Below are 22,443 nucleotides of genomic sequence, written 5' to 3'. Positions count from 1 at the left end.
ACTTTCACGCAGGCAAAGCCGCCCGCCAGGCTGGCAAACCGTGCAGGATCACCGATGGCCGCATGTCCGGCAAATCACGCCGCGAATGGTATGAAGGCTGGAACTTTCAAGACGCTTATCTGCGCGGACAGCCCGATACCGAAGACGTGGCCCAAAATGATGAATTCTTCGCCAGCCTCCGCGCTGAATTGAGAGGAGCCATGGCATGAAGGTTGCAGCTGCTCAGATGGAACTGGCGCTGCCAGGTCAGCAGCTGGGCCTAGAGGCCTGGATGAATAGCCACAACCCGCGCAAGGAGGCCCTGCGCAGGCATGATCGTGATGAAGAACCGTACGACCCAAGGAAACTGCGCCGGTTCCTGCTGATCTATCTCTCAGCCACGGAATGGACTGGCTTCATTGGCCTGGCTGATGAGTGCAGGCAGTCGGTCGATGCAGTTTCACGGGTGCTGACCCTGCTTGAAATGCGCGGGCGCATCGAAAAGACCCCGCTGTACTTCTATTGCGGCGCTGACCTGGTCAAACCCGACCGTACCATTCACCCTGGCCACGGGCAGCAGTACCAAGGCTTTGAATATGGTTATCGCCTCAAACAGAAAGCCCCTTGCGCCTGATCTGGCCGGTTTCCAAGGCTCCTGCACACTCTCTGCAGCCTGCACCGTCCCGGCAGCAATCCCCTCCAATTGCGTAAACCTGTGTCAAACAGCACACAAACCCGCCCAATCTGCTCAAACCCCCGTTTCCGGCGTCAATCCCCTGGAACCCTTGATTTTCCGGCCCTTACCGCCTTTTTCCGCTCTTTTCCGGCTGCGCAGACCTGATGTCCCTCTTCTGAAGGTCGCGTTTCCACGCAGTGAAAACTACCAGTCTCTCGACGGGCGCGGAGCTGAGGCGGATGTGAGCGGGCATCGCTACTTTGTGGGAAACCATCGCCTGGCCCATGAGTTGGGTGTCTGCTCTGCGGAGATCGAGCAGCAGCTCGCGACCATTGAAGCCAAGGCGCAGTCCGTGGTCGTGGTCGGCCACCGGCCGCATGCGGGCTGTCAGGGGGGAGTGCTGGGCATCCTGGCCGTGGGCGATACTTTGAGGGCGGAGGCACCTGCGGCCATCGCGGCTCTGCACCGCGCAGGCGTCACACGGATCGTCATGCTCAGTGGTGACAATCAGCGCACGGCCAGCGCGATCGCCAGGCAATGCGGCATTGATGAAGCGCACGGTGATCTCCTGCCCGACCAGAAGATCGAGCGCGTGAAAGCTCTCATCGCCGAACTGAACTACGTCGGCATGATCGGCGATGGCGTGAATGATGCGCCAGCCATGGCCGCCGCCAGCGTGGGCATCGCCATGGGTGGTGCAGGCACGGACACAGCCATCGAAACAGCGGACATGACGCTGATGCGGGATGATCTGGGCATGGTCGCCGAAGCCATCGCACTGGGACGCCGCACCGTGGGCATCATCCAGTTCAACATTGCTTTTGCCCTCGTGCTGAAAGCGGTGTTTTTGATCATGGCCCTGCTCGGCCATGCCAGCCTTTGGCTGGCAATTCTCGCGGATACCGGCGCCACATTGCTGGTCATCGCGAATGCCCTTCGCCTCCTCCGTGGCGGCAAGACGCGCGCACGCCATGCTTGAAACTTTGCGGGGTGGTGATCCATGCGCACCCCAGGCCGGTCAATTGCGATCCGGGCGGATATGCTCGGCGATGATGCGATCCAGTTCGCGGACACCAAAAGGTTTGTTCAGGTAGGCGGTGGCTCCTGCGGCCAGACACTTTTCTTTGTCTGCGGCACTCGAATGCCCGGAAAGGCTGACGATGGCGATGTCACGCGTTTTAGGATCTGTGGAGGCACGAATCTGCCGGATGGCGCTCAAACCATCCACGACGGGCATGCGCACATCCATGAGGATGAGATCGGGCTGCACCGTGCAGGCCTGCTGGATGGCTTCACTGCCATCCCGGGCTGTGATGACTTGGAAACCAACGCTTTCAAGATAGTTGCGCGTGACGGCGATGAGGGCGGGCTGATCATCAGCGATCAAAATGATGGGCTGGCGGGAAGTGGCCGGAAGAGGGGCTTCATGGCTGACAGAAGGCTCTGGCAGGGGCTGTTCCTGAGCGGGCACCGCAGCCGACGACCGGCTCAGTGGCAGACGTATGGTCATGCAGACTTCCCGGGCGGCTGTTTCCAGCACCTCAAAAGTACCCCCGTGGAATTGCACCAGTTTCTGCAGCAAGGCCAGACCGATAGGTTTGACTTTTCCCAGACGGTTGAAAATAAGCGCCGGCTCGGAGGGCAGCGGGCCCACGCTCCCCTGTGTCTGTAGCTGCAAAACTCCCTCGTCATGGGTGATGTGGAGCCGCAGCTGACCGCCCGTGTGCATGGATAACACTGCGGCGGAAAGCAGCTCGGTGATGATCTGCTGAAGCCGGTGCCCATCGGCAAGGACTCCGAGACTGGGCGGCTCTACTTCGGTGATAATCTGAATGGACCGTGACTGCGAAAGCCCCGCCAAGGCGGCCACGCTGCCAGCGCACTTTTCACTCACCATGCATGCTGTCTGGGTCAGCGATGACGCACCTGCGTCGATTTTGCCAAGATCCACCATGTCAGCGATGAGCAGGACCAACTGCCTGGCACTGTCCTGAATGGCTGTGACCGCCATTTTCTGCGCTTTCTCCATAGGCCCGTAAACACCCTCCTGCAGTGTTTCCGCCTGAGCGATAATGTTCGCGAGCGGATTGCGCAGCTCATGCCCCATGTTGCCAAGGAACTCGTTTTTCTCCGCTATGGAACCCTCAACGAGTGAGAAGTTCGGCCTCAGCGAGTCATGCTGCCGAAGTTTAGGCGAGTCTAAATCATTATTCATTATCATGCTTCCCCGCTACACGTGTCAGATTTGCTGTATGTTACTGCTGATTCCCGTCATAATCAGAAACTAAAGAGCATTTATGCAGCAGGCAAATTGGCATTCCAATGGTTCAGGAAATTCCGGAGTGATCCTGCTGGTCGAGGATCACGACCTCTATCGTGATGTGGTGCGTGCTGCCTTGGGCAGATACCTGCCCAATTATGAACTGCTGGAGGCGGACTGCGTGGCGGCCGCACTCCCAGTGCTGCATTCGCACCCTATTGACGTGATGGTCGTGGACATGACACTGCCAGACGGATCAGCCATTGATCTGGTGGAGCAATGTGGGTATTTTATCAGGCAGGGAATCAAAGTCATTGTGCTCAGCAGCCATTCCAGCGCCGACATGCTGCCGGTTTTGAGCCGTGGCGATGTACATGGCTACGTGTCGAAGGAGCAAGGACTGAAGATTCTGGCAGAGACGATCACTGCAATCTGCTCTACCGAAGTCACCGAGACTGATTCACCGGAGGAATTGACACTAGAAAAATCACTGTGAATGATCGAAACTACTCCTGCATGATCATTCCCACCATGACGACGGCCACCGCCACCGAAGACCTGGACATTGAGGTGCGTGGCGACTGGTTTCGCAGTGTTTTTGACTGCCTCAATGATGCGATTTTCATCCACGACGTCGTCACCGGGGCCATTCTGGAAGTCAACCAGCGTGCCTGTGAGATGTATGACTGCGAGGCTGGTGAAATGCGGCGGCTTTCCATAGCTGAGCTTAGCGTGAACACTCCGCCTTACACCTTGGACGAGTCTCTCTACTGGATGCGCAAGGCGATGGAGGAAGGCCCGCAGATGTTTGAATGGCAGGCCCGCGCACGTTCTGGACGCGTGTTCTGGGTGGAGGTAAGCATGCGCAAGGCCGAGATCCTTGGGAAAGACAGGCTGGTCGTCACCGTGCGTGATATTTCCAAGCGGAAGCATGCCGAGAGCGAGCTGCGGCGGAGCGAGGAGCGTTTCCGCACCGTGCTCGGCAACTCCAAAGACCCGGTGTACTGTCTCAGCCTGCCCTCGCTGACCTATGATTACATCAGTCCAGCGGTGGAGCAGGTGCTGGGTTTCAGCATTGAGGAATGCATCGCGGGAGGACTTCGTTTCATGTTTTCGCGGATTCATCCCGAGGATTATCAATCGAAGCGCGAGCGATTGGAAAAAGTGATGGCACGTGATCTGAACGGGGATTTTCAACCCGTTCTGGAATACCGGTTCAAGCACAAAAATGAGGCTTATCGCTGGATCAGTGACAACCGGTCCATTGTCAGAGACAGTGAAGGCAAGCCGGTGGCGATCATTGGCAACCTGCGGGATTTCACCACACGACGCGAGCAGGAGGAGGCACTGCAGCAGCAGGCCCATGCGACGCTGCTCTATCACCTGGAAAACACTTCGCTGGCGCTGGTGGAGTGCGACACAGACAGCCGCATCTGCCGGTGGTCGCCCCAGGCGGAGAAAATCTTTGGCTGGACCGAAGCTGAGGTCATGGGGAATGATCACAGTGACTGGAACTTCGTTCATCCCGAAGATCTGCCGCGGGTGAAGGCAACGCTGGGCCGGCTGCTGGACCGCTCGGAGTCCCGCAACACCTGCATCAACCGCAATTTCACCAGTGATGGGCGGGTGATTGTGTGTGAGTGGCATAATTCCGCCTTGTTGAACGAGGAGGGAGAGCTGCAGTCGATACTTTCGCTGGCCTCGGACATCACGGTGGAGAAAAAAATGGAGGAAGCACTGCGGGCGATGGCCGAAGGTGTGGATGCACGCAGTGGCGAGACTTTTTTCCAGTCACTCTGTCTACAAGTAGCCCGCACGGTAGAAGCCAAATACGCCACCGTGGCGATGCTCCTGCCAGAGCGAGACCGCATGGTGCGGACGCTGGGTTTCTGCGCAGACGGCAAGGTCCTGCCCAACAAGACCTGCTCCCTGATCGGCTCGCCATGTTACAACGTGGCCAGTGGCGAGGTCTGTTATTATGACAGCAATGTGCGGCAGCACTTTCCAGACGACCAGATCCTGCAGGAGCTTGGGGCGAACAGCTACATGGGCATGCCGCTGCATGCCACAGACGGGCGTGTGATCGGAATGATTGCGGTGTTCAGCGAAAATACGCTGGACCACCGGGAGCGCCTGCAGGCCATGTTCCAGCTCTTTGCGGTGCGTGCGGCGGCGGAAATGGAACGCCACCAGGCGGAGCTGGCTCTGCGACAGAGTGAAGAACGCTATGCGCTGGCGGCCACGGGTTCCACCGGCGGTGTCTGGGACTGGGACATCCGCACAGGCGGCGTCTATTATTCCGCGCGTTTCCGTGAACTGCTTGGTTACAACCACGAGGAATTTCCCAGTCTGTTTTTTGCCTGGGAGCAGAAAATGCACCCGGCGGACCTGCCACTGGTGCGTGCCGCGCTGGAGAGCCATCTGGAGCAGCGCAGCGAATTCTGCATCGAATACCGCATTCAGGTGAAGGCGGGCGGGTATCGCTGGTTTGAAGCCCGTGGCCAGGCCTTGTGGGACAAGCATGGCGAGCCCTACCGCATGGCCGGGTCCGCACTGGACATTCAGGAACGCAAGCTGGACGAACAGCGCCTGCTGCGCCTGAACCGGCTGCATGCGATGTCCAGCAGCATCAATGAGGCGATCGTCCGCATTCGTGAGCCGCAGCTGCTGTATGAATCAGCGGTCAGCATCGCGGTGGAGAAGGGCAACATGAAGATGGCCTGGATTGCCTTCTTTGATGAAGAATCCCAAAGCTTGAAGCCGGCTGCCTGCGCCGGCAGTTATCAAAACTATCTGGATGGTCTGACTCTCATCACCCGCGGAGATCATCCCTCCGGCCGCGGACCGGCTGGACGCGCTTTTAGGAGCGGCACCCATGAGATTTCCAATGACATCGAGCACGATGAGACATTCTACTTCCGCGAGCGGGCTTTGGAACGTGGCTTTCGCTCCTGCGCCGCGTTCCCGTTGAAACCAGGCAACATCCCTGTGGGGGTGCTGCTGATTTACGCCGATGAGCGAGACTGCTTCCAGGAGGAGGAAATCCGCGTGCTCAGCGCCCTGGCCAATGACCTTTCATTCGCCATGGAAACCGTGGAGAGGGAGAAAGAACGCCAGCAGGCGATCGAAGCCCTGCGCGAAAATGAGCGCATGATTTCGACGCTGATGGGCAACCTTCCCGGTGCGGCCTACCGTTCTCTGATCGATGAAAAATGGACACTGGAGTTCATCAGCGAAGGCTGTTTGGAGCTCACGGGTTACGAGGCGGAAGTATTCGCCGGCAACGGCGAGGTCTTCTTCGGTGATCTGATTCATCCGGAAGACCGGGAACATGTACGTCAAACAGTGACAGAGGCTGTCGCTGCTGGGAAACGCTTTGAGATGAGCTACCGCATCCGCACGGCGGAAGGCGCGGTGAAGTGGATCTGGGAACGCGGTCAGGGAATCCCCTCCGAAGACGGCGTGATGCGACACACCGAGGGATTCATGACCGATGTGACTGAGAAGCGCCGCATGGAATCACAGTCCCTGCGCAATCAGCGTCTGGAAAGCATCGGGACCCTCGCCGGCGGCGTCGCACATGACTTGAACAATGTGCTCACCCCCATTTTGATGTCGCTCACGATTTTGCGCATGAAACTGCAGCAACCGCGCGACATCGAGCTGTTGAACGCCATGGAGAACAGCGCAAATCGCGGTGCGGAAATGGTGAAGCAGATTCTAAGTTTTGCGCGTGGCGTCGAGGGCCGCAGCATGCGCCTGCGCCCACAGGACGTGCTTCAGGAAATCGAGCAGCTCATCCATGAGACCTTCCCCAAGTTCATCAAATGCCGGATCTCCTGCCCGGAAGAAACGTGGAACGTGGAAGGAGACCCCACCCAACTGCACCAGGTGCTGCTCAATCTGTGTGTTAATGCCCGTGATGCCATGCCCGGGGGAGGCGAGCTGGACATCACCATGAGCAATGTGGTCGTGGATGAGCAGTTTGCCAGCATGCACCCCGACGCCAAGACAGGACCGCATGTGGTCTTTGAAGTGAAAGACACGGGCACGGGAATCCCGCTGGAAGTGCGGGATCGCATTTTTGATCCCTTCTTCACCACCAAGGAAATGGGCAAGGGCACCGGACTTGGACTTGCCACCACGCTGGGCATCGTCAAATCGCACCACGGGTTCATCGATCTCACAAGCCGGATGGGCAAAGGCACGGTGTTTCGCATTTATTTGCCGGCCAAAACGGACGTGGAGCACAGGGAGATCCAAATAGTCGAATCCAAACGCTGCCTTGGGCAGGGCGAGTTGATCCTCGTCGTGGATGATGAATCTGCCATTCTCACCGCCACCAAGCACACCTTGGAAGCCTTTGGTTACCGCGTGGTCGCCGCCTGCGACGGGACTGACGCCATCGCCACCTTCCTGAAAAGTTCCGAGAAACCGGCCGCGCTCATCACTGACATGATGATGCCCAACATGGACGGACCAACGCTCATCCAGGCGCTGCTCAAAATCCATCCTGACCTGCCCATCATCGGCGCCAGCGGGCTCAGCCACCAAATGCAGGCACAGGTCAACAGCCTGGGAGTGAAGCATTTCCTGCGCAAACCTTACAATGCCGACTCCTTGCTGGAAGCACTCGGAGACGTGCTGCAGACGACACGGAAGGCGGCCTGACCTTTTTGCGCTTACTGCTCGTGCAGAACGTTGTGCAGAGCCCGCAAAATGGTTTCGGCAGTGTAGGGCTTGGGCAGAAACTGCCGCACCCCTGTGCCTGCGGCCTTGGCAATACCACTGTTGGAATTGATGCCACTGGCGGCAATGATGCAGACCTCGGGGTTCATCTTCATCAAAACCTGAATCGTGGTGGAGCCGTCCATGACCGGCATCCGCATGTCGGTCAAAACCAGGGCGATGTCGTGCTGATGCTTGGAGTAGAGAGTCACCGCTTCCACTCCATCCGCAGCCAGCAGCACACGGTAGCCGTACGCTTCCAGTGTCTGCCGTGTGATTTCCCTCACGGCCGCCTCGTCATCGACGAGGAGAACAAGCTCCTGATTGCCACGAGGCAGCACCGGCTCTTCGACAACCGTCTGCTCCATGACCTGGGTCGGCTGTGCCGGAAGATACACATGAAAGCAGGAGCCATGCCCCAGCTCGCTGTAAACACGGAGGAAGCCACCGTGACTTTTCATGATGGCCAGCGAAGTGGACAGCCCGAGTCCGGTGCCCTTGCCCATTTCCTTGGTGGTGAAAAAGGGATCGAAAATCTTTGGGAGAATTTCCGGCGCAATGCCCACTCCATCATCTTCGACGCTGATCATGATGTGCGGCCCTTCACGCGCCTCGATGTTCATGGCGGCGTATTGCGCGTCGATCAAAAGGTGTGCCGCCTTGATCGTGAGCGTACCGCCGGCAGGCATGGCATCCCGCGCATTGACGCAAAGATTGAGCAGCACCTGATGGATCTGCGTCGCGTCGCCTGAAACGGCATCGGTTTCCAGCAGTTCATCCAGCAGCCGAAGCTGGATGTTTTTTGGAAAGGTGTCTCCGACGATGCGTGCCAGATCCTGCAGCAGACGGCTGATCTTCAAAGGGGTCTTCTGCCCTTCCATGCCCCTGGCAAAAGACAGCACCTGGTTGAGCATGTCGGCTCCTCGGCGTGCACTGGAGGCGATGGTTTCCAGTGTTTCCCTGCAAACCTCATCCTTGATGCGCAGATTCAGCAGATCCACCGACATCATGATCGGAGTGAGCACATTGTTGAGATCATGCGCGATTCCACCCGCCAGGGTGCCGATGCTTTCCATGCGCTGGGAACGCAGAATCTGATCTTCCAGCCGTTTTTGCTCGGTGATGTTGGTGTTGATGGCCAGCACGCATTTGGGCCGGCCTTCGGCATCGCGCACCAAGGTCCAGCGCCCCTCCACGGTCACCTCTTTACCCGCCTTGGTCACCTGCAGGATTTCACCTGCCCATTCTCCATCGGTCAGCACTTGGTTGTTTTTTTCCTCGAACTGCGAATCATCGACGTAGAGCAGTTCGGACACTTTACGCCCTCTTGCCTCCTCGGCGGTCCATCCATAGAGACTTTCGGCGCTTTTGTTCCAGTAGGTGATGTGGTGGTCCAGATCACGCACCAGAATGGCATCGTTTGCCTTGTCGAGGAGTGACGCCTGCTGACGCAGCATGTCCTCCACCTGCCTGCGCTCCCATTGGGCGAGCACCAGGGAGATGAAGTTGGCCATCGAAGTCGCAAAACTTTTCTCCTCTGGCAGCCAGGCCCGCAGCGGACCGACATGCTCCTGACAGAGCACTCCGGCCAGGACCCCGCCCACATGCAGCGGGGCATCCAGCATGGAGGTGATACCCTGCGGTGAGAGGTAGCTTTCGGTGAACTCACGTGTGCGTGGATCACGCTGCGCATCATCTGCCGCAATGGTTTCATTTTGCGCCATGGCTCGGAAATAGGCCGGGTAATCTCTTCCACTCAGTTCTAGCCCGGAGGAATGCCGCCGCGCACCTGCCTCAAACAGCATCTGACAGACGATGCTGCTGCGGTTTTGATCATACCGCCAGATGCTGACGCGCTCCACTTCCATGGCGTGGGCGATTTCTTCCGTGATCAGACGAAACGCGGACTCCAAATGGACGGCCTGCATCACGCCGCTACGTATCATCCGGGCCAGAGCGACATGCTGCCTCTCGTACCGCAGATTGCTCTTCCACAACCGGTCGGCGGCCTCTTTGCGTGCGGTGATATCACGCTGGACCGCCACAAAGTGACTCGTCTGGCCGTTGAGATCGGTGATCGGCACGGCATCAATCTCTACCCAGAAAACAGACCCGTCCTTCTTGTAATTGACCAGTTCCTCCTTGCATGGCAGCCCTTGGGCCAGGGCCTCATGCATGCGGCCCAGTGCCAGCCGGTCGGTTGCCGGCCCTTGCAGGAAGCGCGGGCTTCGCTCCAATGCCTCTTCCCGTGTGTAGCCGGTCTGCCTGGTGAACGCATCATTCACAAAAACAATGCGCGGGCCGGGTTCATCCAGGGGCTCAGGCTCGGTGATGAGCACAATGTCATTGAGATGAGCCACGCAGGCTTCAAGCAATCTCAGCTGTTCCTGGTTGTGGCGTGACTCCGTGATGTCTTTGCAGAGGACCACCATGTGCAGAGCCACCCCGGCTTCATCCCGGATGGCGGACACACTGTTTTCCACCCAGGCCACCTCGCCATTCCTGCAGAGATAGCGTTTCTCAACGACGAAGTCGTTGATCTCTCCCGCTATCAACCTCTGGTTCAGCCTCTGCTTGCGTGCCACATCATCCGGATGCGTCACAGAGGCAAAAGATCTGCCGATCATTTCGTTTTCCGCATAACCGATGATTTGACAGTAGTGCTTGTTGATATGGAGGACGACTCCCCTCATGTCCGTGATCGCAAACCCCACGCTGGCATTCGTGAAAGCATGCCTGAAGCGCAGTTCACTGGTTTTAAACGCTTCCTCGGCCAGCTTGCGCTCCGTAATGTCATGCGCCGTGCCCACCATTCGCAAGGGCTGGCCGGTCCGCTCATCGCGAAAAATCTGGGCGTCTTCGTGGATGTGCCGGACTTCGCCGTTTGGCAGAATGATCCGGTGGTCGATCGAATAGCGTCCATGGCTGCGGATGGCCTCGCTGACCGCCCGCCGGATCATTTCGCGGTCATCAGGATGAACCGCACTGAAGAAAATCTCATTCGTGGTTTCGCCCCCCCCCACTTCATAACCAAAGATGCGATAAACTTCGTCTGACCAGCGCAGGGAGTTTTTGCCGGTCCCGTCCAAAACCGTCAAATCAAGCTCCCAGCTGCCGAAATGTGAGATGCCCTGGGCGGTTGCCATGGTGGCCTCACTTTGCCGCAGCCGCTCTTCAACTTGTTTCCTTTCGGAAATATCCCGGGCCACACTGAGCATCGAAATCATGTGGTCTTCGGCATCACGCAAGGGAACCGAGTGCATTTCGATCCAGGACAGCCTGCCTTTGCGGCCAATAACGCGAAAAATCTGCTGCCCTGATTCGCCCTCAATCACCTGACGGAGATGCTGCTGAAGTTTCTCCCGGTCATCCGGATGTACCAGATCTACGATCAGCCCCCCCTTGACCTCTGCCAGAGACCCTGTTTCGATGATTTTCAGGCCCGCAGGGTTCATGTCCTGCAACCGCCCTTCGCAGTCGACGATCGTCACGCACTCGGGCTCGAGATCAACAATGGCCCTTCCTTGCGCTTCCCGATGGCGCAGTTCGAGTTCCGCCTGCTTCCGTGAGGTGATGTCTATGCAGGTGATCAGCGCACCAGGGCTGTCGCCAACCGGCAGCGGAATGATCGTGATTTCAATCCAACACCTTGCGGTCGAGCCTGAAAGACATGATTCGATCCGCGCGCCCGCCGATTGCTGATCCAGCACCTCCTTGAGAGTCTTTGCCCATCGAGCCCCCCCTTCAAAGCGGGTTTCACATTCGCTGGCAAAGAAATCAAAACAACTGCTGCCGCTTTCCGGCAGACGCAGATCCTGGCCAAAAATCTCCGCAAAACGAACCTGCCCGCCGTTCACCGCATGGACGATTCCCAGGCTGTCCACCAGGATGACCAGGCTGCATGCGAGAGGCTGCTCCTGTACATTCATCACAAAATCTGGCGCGTCAGACTTCATGGATGCAGAGCTTGCAAAGCTGCCACCTCCAGAGGACACGATTCAATACGTGGGCATTTCTTACGCCAGAGATGTCTACGCGCAAAGAGACACATGATGGGAACACAACGGCCAAGAGGTGTGCGGCCTTGGAATGGATTTGCCTCTGCAAGCAACAGAAAGACAATAATATAAGGAGAGAGCCATGCTCTTCCTTCGGTCATTGACGGGTGCGGTCAAGATTCTGTGAGCGCCAAATCATTCAGCGCAGAGAATTTGAGGAAAATTCCATTCCCACTATGCATGCTGGAGGAGTTGCCAGCTTCCTTATTCGCAGGTCCCGGAGACCTTTATTGATCTCACTACCAGTTTTTTGCGCAGTGACAGGCCTCCTGAGCATGGCCAAAAAGAGACCCCGCGTGGCAAAGACTGAAGCTTTCGTCGTTTGGATCTCGGTGCCGTCTCGGGTCGCCCGCATGCGCGCATCCATGATTCCCCGCGTTCTTACAACCTTGCCGGTTGCAGGAGGGCCTGGCCCACGATGTTGAGCAGCTCCACCATTCCGAAGGGTTTTGGCAGAAAATTTTCGCCTGCCTTCAGCTCTTTCGCGTTGCTCAGCGTGGTCGGAGAGTAGCCGCAGGTGAAAATGACCGGGAGTGTGGGATCTTCCGCTGCCAGAGCTTTCTCCAAATCGAAACCGCTGACGCCACCGGGCAGCTTGACGTCGATAAGCGCGAGTTTGATGACGGCCGACTTCTCACGCCAGATGGCCCAGGCTTCATTGGCATCTGCAGCAGTGAGCACCTTGTGCCCTTGGCTGGTGAGCACATATTCCATCACCTGCCGCACGGAGTCTTCATCATCAACGATCAAAATGGTGGACGCTTCGTCCCCGGTGGTGCTGCTCAGGAGTTTCTTCTCTGGCGCAGGAGGTGTTGGCACCGTTCCGTTGGCGACAGGAAGGCAAATGGAAAACTCCGTGCCGACTTCCAAGACACTCCGGCCGTCGACCCAGCCGCCTTGCATGCGCACCAATCCCTGTACTAGGATCAACGCGATGTCCGCTCCGCCTTCTTGATCTGATGAGAGTTTGGACGAGTCAAACAGCCTTGCCAGCTCGGCAGGACTCATGCCCTTGCCTGTGTCAGAAATCGTCATGACCACATATTCTCCTGGTTTTGCCTCTGCATGCATCTGGCAGGCGGTTGCAGCGTCTGGGATGAACAGCGGCCTGGTTTGAATCATTAGTCTGCCTCCCATCGGCATGGAATCACGTGCATGGATGATGAGATTGAAAATGATCTGCTCCATGGCGGCCTGATCTGCCATGACACTCGGCAGATCGGGGCTGTGGCTGATTTGGATGGCAATCTGCTCACCCATGGCTTTCTGCAGCATGGAGGCCTGTCCATCGATGATCTGCCCGAGATGCAGCGGAGCCGGCTGCATGTATTCGCGCCTGTTGAAGGACACAAACTGTGAGGTGACGCCCGCAGCACGCTGCGTGGCAAGGATGAGTTCTTTCAGCGTGGAGGTCGGCAGCGTGCTTGAGCCGGTGCCATCCTGATTGAGCTGCGCAGCTTCCAGATGGCCCTGGATCACAGTCAGGTAATTGTTAAAAAAGTGTGCCATCGCATCTGCGAAACGCCCCACGGTTTCCAGCCGCTGGTTCCGGCACAACTGGTCCTCCAACTGCCTGCGGTGATCCTGCTCTAGCCGGAGCCGGTTGCTGACGTCTTCAAAACGTGAGGCCACCTCCAGCAGCTGGGCATTCAGGCTCAGATTGCGGTGTGAGGTTTGATTCTCCGCACTGTGCCTGACGGAGAGTGTGCGAATGAGCTGGGTGATCTCGAAGGGGACCAGCCTAAATTTGAAGACTAGCAGATGTGGATTGGACCCTAAGTCGATCGGGATTTGTTCGAATGATTCCAACTGGGAAACAGCATGCAGCACCACATGCAAGTCGCGCTGCGACTGCCATAAGCGATTGATGATATATCGATAGTCTTTCCCATAAAAAAGACGTCCATCCATAATAACCAGGGAGAACGGTTTGTGACTTTGAGCCGCTGATTCCACCAACGCTAACGCCTCTTTCTCATTCGCAGTGCAGACCACCTCAGGAGCGGAGGCAGCAGATTTAGCTTTATTGCTGCCATGCTCTGTGCCCAGTGAAGCAGAGGAACTGCCACTATGGCTCATGTTCTGCAGTGCATGGGAAACATGCAGATCTTCCAGCAAGGACCGCTCTTCGGTCACAATCAGAATCCGGCTGCAGGCACTGAGGTTGTGCTGAATGGTATTTAGATACATGTGCGGAATATTAGCCTTGGATTTTTATAAATTTAATAAAAATAGGTTTATTTTAACTAAATTCCAGATCCACAAGAATTCTTTCAAAAAAGACGGCACAATGCCGATTTAGGCAAAACCTAAATATTGAATCAACATTTAGGTGCCAAGCCCCACGGAATGTGGTTCTCCTAAATGCAGCGACATAATGATTTAAATTATTTAGCCCTTCACATGCATCCCATCGCCCTCGAAATGGAAAATAACTCAGCCGCAATGCTGCTACAGGCGCTGAGCAGTCTGTTAAAGGAAGAAGATGCTCAGCGCGTCGATCTCGCACATTTGTTGCACAAAGACATGGCTGGAGGTCTGGTGGCCTGCGCCTCGCTGGGTGAAATGATGCGACACGAACTGGCGAACGGTGGAGACGCGGCGAGCGTCGGCAAATTGCTCAGCAGCCTGGATTCTACTCTGCGGCAGACGTTGCAACTGGTGCGGGACATGACAGAAAAGCAGTTTCCTCCAGTTTTGAAGGCCTTCGGGCTGCATGTCGCTCTGCAGCAGCTGGTGCGCAATGTTGGCGAAAATTTTGCCGGCTCTTTGGTTCTCCACATCAGCGGTGATGAGCCGTCTTTCGATCTCGCCAGCCGGCTCAATCTGTTTCGAATCATGCAGGCGCTGTTAAAACATTGCGTGCGTTTTGCCAACACCTCTTGGGTGGAGGTGACCTGCCGGGCTTCTGCCGAGAAACTGGAAATCACCATCGATCACGATGGTGGCGACAGCATCTGGAAGGAGACCATGGCCGAATCAGAACTGGCCGTCATCGAAGCCCGGTGTGCTCTGCTGGGTTCCCGCATGCAAGTCATGGGCGCCGGACCAGGAGGCAGTTCGCGGGTCTGCCTCATGGCGCTGCCATCACCGCAGCCGTCCGCAGCATAAACCTCTTCACCGCATTGAACACTCTCATGCAATCTCCCCCGCCTTTCCGCATTCTGGTTGTCGATGATCATGCGCTGGTTCGTGAAGCTTTCACGAGCATGCTGAAGGGGGAGTTTCCCCAGGCGACCGTCGTCTCCACCGGCACTTGTGCGGAGGCGATGGTTGAAGCCCGCCTCCACAATTATGAAATCGCCCTTGTCGATATCGAGCTCGGGGACCGGTCTGGAATGGAACTGACTACGGAGCTGCGCACCCTGCCCACCCCTCCCAGAATCATCGCTGTTTCCATGCATCAGGAGGAAACGTTTGTCTCGCGCACCATGCAGCTCGGGGCGCGGTCCTACGTGACCAAGGACGCCCCTCCGCATGAGTTGTTTGATGCGATTCGCTGCACTTTGGAAGGACGCAGTTACATTTCCAGAGAACTGGCGCAAAAGTTTGCAGACCGCTCCATCCGCAAAGGATCCTCAGGGCAGGTGCATGAGAAGCTTTCCAATCGTGAACTGGAAGTCCTTATGCAGCTGGCCCGCGGCAAAAGCCTCAAGCAGGTGGCGCTGGATCTGTCTCTCAGCCCGCGAACCGTCGCAGTGCACAAGCACAACCTGTGTCGCAAGACCGGGCTGAAAGGGACCGTCGAAATTCTCAGATACTGCCAGTCCAACGGACTGGCTTAGCTCAGCCCAACCCAACCATGAATAACCGCGTCGTTTCTTTCATTCTTGCCCTGGGTTTGACCTCAGCGGCGGTGCAGGCATCCGAAACATTCTCCGTGATACCTGACTCCGCCCAGGCGTTGAGCATCGTGGGTGGCAGATATGCCAATCTGAGCGACGCCTCCGCTGTGCGTGTCGCTCCGGCCAACATTCTGAAGATGGAGAAAAGCGAGCTGCTGATCAACACGGCCATGTGGCATTCAGACATTCGCTTTGAGCAGAACGGTGGCCAGAACGTACGGATCAACCGGCCATGGGTGTTTCCCGCGAGCATGTACTTTGTGCAGCCGTTGCTGCCCGGCAGGCTGTCCTTTGGCCTCGGTGTTAGCACCCCATATGGCCTTGCCGCCTACTACCCCAGAGGCATGGGCGGCGGCCTGCGCTATGCGTTGCCCTACGAGGCCAATCTGCTGACGGTGGACATCACCCCGGCTCTCGCGGTGAAGATCACAGATGATCTCGGCTTTGCCGTCGGGCTCGACATCTTGTATGCCGATCTGACGATGAAGCAGTTCTACTCTTGGAACAACATTATACCAGGTTCGGCGGAAGGAGACATCAAGATTCACGGCCAGGGGTGGGGCCTGGGCGCCTATGCAGGCATCAACTGGACCATTGCCAAAAGACATCGCATTGCAGTGATTGGGCGGCTGCCGGTGAAGGTCAATCTCAGTGGTGACTTCAAAGCCAGCAACATCCCGCCGGCGCTGATTGGCACCTTCAGCGAATCAAGCAGCTTCAAATCCGACATGACCTTTCCTGCCTCCATCTCCGTCGGCTATGGATTTGACGTGACAGACCGCTTCACCGTGGGTTTTGACTTCAAATGGGCGCAGAATTCCTCCCATGATGACCTCCCCCTCTTGATCGGCAACAACCAGGCTTTGCTCGGCGGGTCGACCAGCACCGTCTTTGGGTGGAGAAACTCGCTCGATTTTGGCACAGGGATGTCCTATCAGCTGAATGAACACTGGGCGCTGCGCGGCGGTTATCTCTATTCAGAAAATTCCCAGCCGCAGAACAGCTACACACCGCTGATCCCTGGCAACGACAGGCATGTCTTCAGCCTGGGCGTGGGCTGGCGGGGCAAAACTCGGGGCGTGGATCTGACCTACTCCTGCGTTTACTATCCCGCCCGTGTCATCAGCGGGGCCGCTTCCAATCCGCCCAACCAGTATGACGGCACCTACAAGCATCAGTGGCAGGTGCTGGCGGTGAGCTTCACGCAGAGGTTTTAATTTCAAATATAATGACACCATGTTTATTCTCCTCGTACGTCTCCGGCACCCTCGCTGGGCCATGCCAGAACACGCGGCGAACTTTTTCCAAAAGGCTTGTGTTGTCATCAGCGAGCAAACCGCTTTAGCAGAGGATTCGTAACATGGAGAACAACGACAACGCACTTCCCAATCTCGCTTCCTCAGGGGAGCGGCTCAGTTTCATCATCTGCCGCAACAGCCAGGGGGCTGAAGTGCGCGGCACGCTTCACCGGCTCACACGCTATCTGGGTGTGTTTGAAGTTTACAATCCCTACAGCATTGTTCAGCTCTCTGAAGTCCTGAATGACTTCCGGATCATGATGAACGACCGCGTGGTCTACACCGGGAGGGCCACCATTGCCAACTTGGTGAACACCGGCATCATGCTCATCTGCGAGGCTTCGCTGTCAGATGAAGGCTGGATTGACATCGACATCCTCTCCCCCTCGCAGAACAAGGGCCGCCTGCTGACCGAGTTTGCCGAGTTCCTGCGGGAGACGGAAAAAAGCTATCGCGTCATGCCCGATTTCAAAATCGTGGTGGCGGACATGCACACCATGCTTTCCGACCTGCGCCGCTGGATGGAGCAGGTGGAGCTCGGCGTGCGCTCACTGCCCACGGGAGATCGCATTCAGGCGGAGCGTGAAGTCCTCCTGCAGATGGAGGAGCCCATCGTTCCCACAGTGTATCCGCTGATGAAGCGGTTTGAGGAATCCGCCGCCATCATTCCGCTGGAGCAGCAGCCGGTGCACCGCAGCTACATCAAGCGCCAGCTTCACCCGCTGGTGCTGTGCGCACCGTTTGTTTACCGGACGTATCACAAGCCTCTGGGCTATGCCGGTGACTATGAGATGGTCAGCATGATGCTGCGTGATCCTTATGAAGGCAGCTCGATCTTTGCAAAGCTGCTCAACAAGCTCTATCTGGACATCCCGCCGGTGATCGCACACCGCAACCGCATCGTTTACCTGGTGGAGCAGCTCAAGGCCGAAACAGCACGTGCAGCCGCCCAGAACCGCGTGGCACGCATCTACAACCTGGGTTGCGGCCCGGCCCAGGAGATTCAAAACTTCCTCACCCATGAGCCCATCTCCGACTCGGCAGACCTGCTGCTGCTGGACTTCAATGATGAGACCATCATGCACACGACGCGGTCTCTGGAAGATCTGCGCAACCGACACCGTCGCCGCACCGGCCTGCGCTTCGAGAAAAAATCCGTGCACCAAGTTTTGAAAGAGTCCGGACGTGCGGCGGCCCAGTCAGGCACCTATGACATGGTCTATTGCGCCGGTTTGTTCGACTACCTCTCCGACCGCATCTGCCGGCGTCTGCTGGAAATCTTCTATGATCTGCTCGCACCCGGCGGATTGCTGATCGCCACCAATGTGCACCCCAGCAATCCCTGGCGGAACTGGATGGAGTATCTGGCCGAATGGCATCTCGTGTACCGTGACGAAGAACAGTTTCTCAAGCTGGCGCCTGATCGTGCGCCCCCGGGGTCTTTTGTGGTGAAACCAGACGCCACGGGCGTGAATATCTTCCTCGAAGTACGCAAACCTCTCGATGCCTGATGCTTCTCCAGTTTTAGCTGGTGGCCTGAAAGGAAACTTCCAGGCCTACGAGCAGGACATCCGAGTCCGCAACTATCAGCTCTGCGGCATCCTTGCCGTCGTGTTCATGCTGGCCGGAAGTTCATTGGACTGGGTGGTGTTTCAGGAGGAAGGCGTAAAGCGCTTCTTTCCCGCTCGTGTTCTTTCCGCCGTGGTCAGCATCCTCGTCTGGCTGGCTTTGACCACCGCCTGGGGCAAGCGCATGCACCGACTGCTCGGCCTGCTCATGGCCATGCCTCTCATTGTCGGGATTGCATGGATGATCTACGCCAAAGGGGGGGCTGAATCACCCTACTATGCCGGGCTGAACCTGGTGATGCTGGGAGCCGCTATTCTCATGCGCTGGACGCTGCAGGACAGCATCCTGGTGGTGGTCCTCACGGTGACGTCCTACCTGCTGGCGTGCTATTTCCATGGTCCGATCGTCAATCGCAGCATCTTCTTCAACAATCTTTATTTCCTTTTCGTCACCGGAGTCTTCACCACCGCCGGCACCTGGTTTTACAACACCATCCGCTTCTCCGAGTTCAAGCTGCGTCACGATCTGGACCTCAACCGCGCCGAGCTTGAGGCCAGCAACCAGAAACTGCGTGAGCTCGACGAGGCCAAAAGCCGCTTCTTCGCCAACATCAGCCATGAACTTCGCACGCCGCTGACCCTGCTCATTGCTCCGCTGGAAAGCCTGATCCAGAGCGCTGAATCCACCCGTCCTCAGGAAGAGCGTGACCTGATGGCCACCATGCATGGCAACTCCATGCGCCTGCTCAAGCTCATCAATGACTTGCTGGATCTGGTGCGCCTCGAATCCGGCCGCGCTCAGGTCAACACCAAGCGCGTCAATGTGAACGATTTCATCAGCGGTCTCGCCAACGCCGTCGGCAGCGTCGCGAAAGACAAGCGCATCCATCTGCATTCCCATGTGGATGAAGATCTCGGCACCGTGCTCGCCGATCCGGAGAAGCTGGAACGCATCTGCCTCAACCTGCTCTTTAATGCTCTGAAATTCACTGCCGCCAATGGTCACGTCAACTTCAGCGCCCTCAAGACAGACGGCTGGCTGGCCATTGAAGTGCGTGACTCCGGCATGGGCATTCCAGCGGATCAGCTGCCGCACATCTTCAATCGCTTCTGGCAGGCGGACACTTCATCCCAGCGCAAATTCCAGGGCATGGGCATCGGCCTCGCCCTCGTCAAAGAGCTCGCGGAAGCGCAGGGCGGCAATGTCGTGGCCACCAGTGAAGTCGGCAAAGGCACGACCATGACGGTGAACATCCCTCTCCTCCAAGGTGAGCCGACCGCCACTGAAGATGATGAGTCGGATGAAACGATCGAGGAAGGAGACGCCGACAGCCCCAAGAACAAGGACTGGATCGCCGAACTCTATCGCCGCGCCGAACTCTTCCCGGCCATGACTTCGCTGCAAGCCACCCTGCGTCCGGTGGAAACCGGCGTCGGCCGCAGCCGCAAGCCCAAGCTGCTGATCGCCGACGACGAACCCGACATGCTGCGCTTCCTCAAGAGCCAGCTCAGCGGCACCTTCGAAATTCTCGAGGCCGTGGACGGGCAGCAGGCCGTGGAAAAGGCGGCGCAGTTCCTCCCGGACATCATTCTCTCAGACATGATGATGCCGGAAAAAGACGGCCTGCAGGTCTGCCGTGAGCTGCGTGAGCGCAGCATCACACGCTCCATCCCCGTGGTGCTGCTCACCGCACGTGCGGATGAGAAAACCAAGCTCGCATGCCTCGACGCCGGGGCCAGCGACTTTCTGGCCAAACCATTCTCACTCACGGAGATCATGGTGCGCTTGAAAAATCTCGTCGATTCGCGCCTGTTCCAGAAGGAGCTCGTGGTGCAAAAGCAACAGCTCGAAAATGCGCTGGAGCAGATCAAGGAGACCGAATCCATGCTCGTGCAGAATGAGAAGCTCGCCTCCCTCGGACGCCTCAGTGCCGGCTTGATCCACGAAATCAACAATCCGCTCAACTACGCACGTCAGGGCCTGGGCATCATCAGTCGTTCCACCAAATCCCTGCCCGAGGATGAACGCGCCGACTTTGCCGACACCGTCAAAGATGTGGAGGAAGGGGTGAACCGCGTCATCCAGATCATCTCCGACCTGCGCGGCTTCACCCGCACCACCAACCAGCTCAATCACGCCTTTGACTTGAAGAACGTGGTAAACACCTGCATGCGCTTCTTTGCTCACGTCTGGAAAGACGGCATCCAGCGTGAAGTGGACATTCCCGAGGAGCTTGAAATCCGGGGCGACAGCAACCAGTTCGTGCAGGTGCTCATCAATTTCATCCAGAACGCCCTGGATGCCATGGCGACCAAGGAATACCCGGAGGGAGAGTCGGCCTGCATCAAGCTTTCCGCGTTCGCCCGCGGAAACAGAACCATTCTCTCCATCAAGGACAACGGACCCGGCATTCCGCAGGAGATCCGGGACAAGATCTTCGACCCCTTCTTCACCACCAAAGACGTGGGCCAGGGCATGGGGCTTGGACTTTCCATTTGCAACCGCATCATTGCCGACCATGGCGGACGCATTGAAGTACGCAGCCAGCCCGGCCAGTTTACCGAGTTCATTCTCGAGCTACCCTCTACCGACAGCCCCAACAACAACCACGCCGACACCTAGAAGGACTTCCCCATATGCAAAACCAATACGACCTCAAACGCTATGCCGTTCTCTATGTCGATGATGAAGAGAAGGCGTTGAAGTACTTCGAAAAGACATTCGGAGACGAATTCCGCATCCTCACAGCCATCAGTGCGGCCGAGGGGCTCAAACTCATCGAGCAGCATGGTGAGGACATCGGCGTGCTGCTGTCCGACCAGCGCATGCCGGGGGAAAAAGGGGTGCAGCTGCTTGAGCGTGCACGCCAGCTCCGCCCCCGCCTCGTGCGCATGATGGTCACGGCTTACGCCGACTACGATGTCACGGTGGATGCGGTCAACCTCGGCAGCATTTTCCGCTACATCTCCAAGCCCATCCAGATGGACGATGTGCGCAACACCCTGCACCGCGCCATGGAGTTTTACATCCTCCAGCAGGAGCGCGACGGTCTGCTGCAGGAAAAACTCTCTGTGCTGCAGAACCTGCTCATCACCGACCGCGTCATGGGGCTGGGGGTCGTTGCCGCCGGGCTGAACCAGAAGCTGAACCAGCCTCTGCGTGCCGTGCATGCCTTCCTGGACATCACTCCCGGAAGACTCGGCCAGCAGAATTTTGACCTCGACCGCCTGCGTCAGGCCACCTTCTGGCGTGACTTCCACGCGCATGTGGTGCGTCAGGCTGCACGCATCGCCGATCTCCTCGGTGAACTGCAGTCCGCCTCCGGTGCCGAGCACAAGATGGATGCGGCCAATGTCATTCAAGCATTGATTGACCAGCAGCGTGCCGCCTTCACGGCAAAGGGTGTCGAGCTGAAATTTGAAGCTGCAGGAGCACTCCCAGCCCTTCAGGCCAGCCGACCTGCGTTTGAAAAAATGCTGCACCTGCTGCTTCAGACAGAGCTATCGCTGCTTTCCTCCGGCACACAGGTCACCCTCTCTGCCAAAACAGCGGCCGAGGCCGCCGATACCGGAGCGCTGCATCTCACCCTCACCGACACCGGTCCTGGGCTCGCCAGCGATGTGCTGCGCTCCGTGTTTGATCCCTTCTTCACTCACGATGACGTCACCACGGATGGACCAGGCCTCACCCTCATGGGCGCGTTCTTCCTCGCCTACCATCTCGGTGGCCGCATCACATCCCAGCGCACTGCCAAGGGCCTCATCCTCGACATCGTCGTGCCTGCCGTGGCTCCGACCCCGGTGGCCGCCGTTGACAGCAGTCGCGAGTTCATCACGAACGTCCTCATGAACGACATCCTCTGGGAGCGTCTTCTGCCCAACGGCTGATCCCCTTAAAAATACGATATGCCATTCTGCCGCATCGGCGGAATGGCATATTTTTTGCCATTCAAAGCGAGCGCGAGATTTGGCCGCGGTGAGTGTATGAATCCTCATTGCTCCAAGCGCCTTCCTATCTACCTCTTCACCAC

14 protein-coding genes are annotated in these 22,443 nt (G+C 57.5%); 11 read left to right on the top strand and 3 right to left on the bottom strand.

Features of this window, described 5'->3' with window-relative positions; all coding sequences use genetic code 11:
- The 3 genes from WAW39_RS23795 to WAW39_RS23785 all read left to right on the top strand — a co-directional run.
- Positions 1-209, top strand: a 209-nt coding sequence (locus tag WAW39_RS23795; RefSeq protein ID WP_422321652.1) for a hypothetical protein, incomplete at its 5' end; no start/stop codon positions are given.
- Positions 206-613, top strand: coding sequence for a hypothetical protein (locus WAW39_RS23790; RefSeq protein WP_422321651.1), 408 nt, complete (start codon positions 206-208; stop codon positions 611-613). The genes WAW39_RS23795 and WAW39_RS23790, both read left to right, overlap by 4 nt.
- A gap of 151 nt (positions 614-764) precedes the next feature.
- Positions 765-1,634 (top strand): heavy metal translocating P-type ATPase, encoded by an 870-nt coding sequence (locus WAW39_RS23785; protein ID WP_422321650.1) that lies wholly within the window; start codon positions 765-767, stop codon positions 1,632-1,634.
- Between the two features lie 39 nt (positions 1,635-1,673).
- Here the strand turns inward: WAW39_RS23785 and WAW39_RS23780 are convergent, their stop codons facing one another.
- Entirely contained in the window at positions 1,674-2,870 is a 1,197-nt protein-coding gene (locus WAW39_RS23780) for a hybrid sensor histidine kinase/response regulator (RefSeq protein ID WP_422321649.1), read from the bottom strand.
- An 82-nt stretch (positions 2,871-2,952) separates the two neighbouring features.
- Between WAW39_RS23780 and WAW39_RS23775 the strand changes: the two genes are divergently transcribed.
- Entirely contained in the window at positions 2,953-3,411 is a 459-nt protein-coding gene (locus tag WAW39_RS23775) for a response regulator (RefSeq protein ID WP_422321648.1), read from the top strand.
- 20 nt (positions 3,412-3,431) lie between these two features.
- Entirely contained in the window at positions 3,432-7,586 is a 4,155-nt protein-coding gene (locus WAW39_RS23770; protein WP_422321647.1) for a PAS domain-containing protein, read from the top strand.
- An 11-nt stretch (positions 7,587-7,597) separates the two neighbouring features.
- Here WAW39_RS23770 and WAW39_RS23765 read toward each other — a convergent pair whose 3' ends face one another.
- On the bottom strand, positions 7,598-11,599 hold the full coding sequence (locus WAW39_RS23765) for a PAS domain S-box protein (RefSeq protein WP_422321646.1): 4,002 nt from the start codon (positions 11,597-11,599) through the stop codon (positions 7,598-7,600).
- A 483-nt stretch (positions 11,600-12,082) separates the two neighbouring features.
- Positions 12,083-13,612, bottom strand: coding sequence for a response regulator (locus WAW39_RS23760; RefSeq protein ID WP_422321645.1), 1,530 nt, complete (start codon positions 13,610-13,612; stop codon positions 12,083-12,085).
- Positions 13,613-14,104: 492 nt separating this feature from the next.
- On the opposite strand from WAW39_RS23760, the gene WAW39_RS23755 reads away from it, so the two are divergent.
- The 6 genes from WAW39_RS23755 to WAW39_RS23730 all read left to right on the top strand — a co-directional run bounded on the left by WAW39_RS23755 (position 14,105) and on the right by WAW39_RS23730 (position 22,300).
- Positions 14,105-14,812, top strand: a complete 708-nt coding sequence (locus WAW39_RS23755) for a hypothetical protein (protein WP_422321644.1) — start codon at positions 14,105-14,107, stop codon at positions 14,810-14,812.
- Between the two features lie 26 nt (positions 14,813-14,838).
- Positions 14,839-15,486, top strand: coding sequence for a response regulator (locus WAW39_RS23750; protein WP_422321643.1), 648 nt, complete (start codon positions 14,839-14,841; stop codon positions 15,484-15,486).
- Between the two features lie 17 nt (positions 15,487-15,503).
- Positions 15,504-16,763, top strand: coding sequence for an OmpP1/FadL family transporter (locus tag WAW39_RS23745; RefSeq protein ID WP_422321642.1), 1,260 nt, complete (start codon positions 15,504-15,506; stop codon positions 16,761-16,763).
- A gap of 143 nt (positions 16,764-16,906) precedes the next feature.
- Positions 16,907-18,355: a class I SAM-dependent methyltransferase gene (locus WAW39_RS23740; protein ID WP_422321641.1), complete on the top strand. Its 1,449-nt coding sequence runs from the start codon at positions 16,907-16,909 to the stop codon at positions 18,353-18,355.
- Positions 18,348-21,035, top strand: a complete 2,688-nt coding sequence (locus tag WAW39_RS23735) for an ATP-binding protein (RefSeq protein WP_422321640.1) — start codon at positions 18,348-18,350, stop codon at positions 21,033-21,035. The genes WAW39_RS23740 and WAW39_RS23735 overlap by 8 nt, the downstream gene beginning before the upstream one ends.
- A gap of 14 nt (positions 21,036-21,049) precedes the next feature.
- Complete coding sequence (locus tag WAW39_RS23730; protein WP_422321639.1) at positions 21,050-22,300, top strand: response regulator; 1,251 nt, start codon at positions 21,050-21,052, stop codon at positions 22,298-22,300.
- The last annotated feature ends 143 nt before the right edge of the window (positions 22,301-22,443 follow it).

The organism is Prosthecobacter sp., assembly GCF_049294395.1.
Taxonomy (GTDB): domain Bacteria; phylum Verrucomicrobiota; class Verrucomicrobiia; order Verrucomicrobiales; family Verrucomicrobiaceae; genus Prosthecobacter.
Note: the sequence above shows the minus strand (reverse complement) of the source record. Positions and strands in the feature narration are given on the sequence as shown.

Excerpts from the sequence above, each read along its gene's own strand:
- WAW39_RS23730 (WP_422321639.1), top strand. The coding sequence starts at position 21,050 with ATGCAAAACCAATACGACCTCAAACGCTATGCCGTTCTCTATGTCGAT.
- WAW39_RS23750 (WP_422321643.1), top strand. The coding sequence starts at position 14,839 with ATGCAATCTCCCCCGCCTTTCCGCATTCTGGTTGTCGATGATCATGCG.
- WAW39_RS23775 (WP_422321648.1), top strand. The coding sequence starts at position 2,953 with ATGCAGCAGGCAAATTGGCATTCCAATGGTTCAGGAAATTCCGGAGTG.
- WAW39_RS23735 (WP_422321640.1), top strand. The coding sequence starts at position 18,348 with ATGCCTGATGCTTCTCCAGTTTTAGCTGGTGGCCTGAAAGGAAACTTC.
- WAW39_RS23790 (WP_422321651.1), top strand. The coding sequence starts at position 206 with ATGAAGGTTGCAGCTGCTCAGATGGAACTGGCGCTGCCAGGTCAGCAG.
- WAW39_RS23765 (WP_422321646.1), bottom strand. The coding sequence starts at position 11,599 with ATGAAGTCTGACGCGCCAGATTTTGTGATGAATGTACAGGAGCAGCCT.
- WAW39_RS23740 (WP_422321641.1), top strand. The coding sequence starts at position 16,907 with ATGGAGAACAACGACAACGCACTTCCCAATCTCGCTTCCTCAGGGGAG.
- WAW39_RS23760 (WP_422321645.1), bottom strand. The coding sequence starts at position 13,612 with ATGGATGGACGTCTTTTTTATGGGAAAGACTATCGATATATCATCAAT.
- WAW39_RS23780 (WP_422321649.1), bottom strand. The coding sequence starts at position 2,870 with ATGAATAATGATTTAGACTCGCCTAAACTTCGGCAGCATGACTCGCTG.
- WAW39_RS23745 (WP_422321642.1), top strand. The coding sequence starts at position 15,504 with ATGAATAACCGCGTCGTTTCTTTCATTCTTGCCCTGGGTTTGACCTCA.
- WAW39_RS23770 (WP_422321647.1), top strand. The coding sequence starts at position 3,432 with ATGATCATTCCCACCATGACGACGGCCACCGCCACCGAAGACCTGGAC.
- WAW39_RS23755 (WP_422321644.1), top strand. The coding sequence starts at position 14,105 with ATGCATCCCATCGCCCTCGAAATGGAAAATAACTCAGCCGCAATGCTG.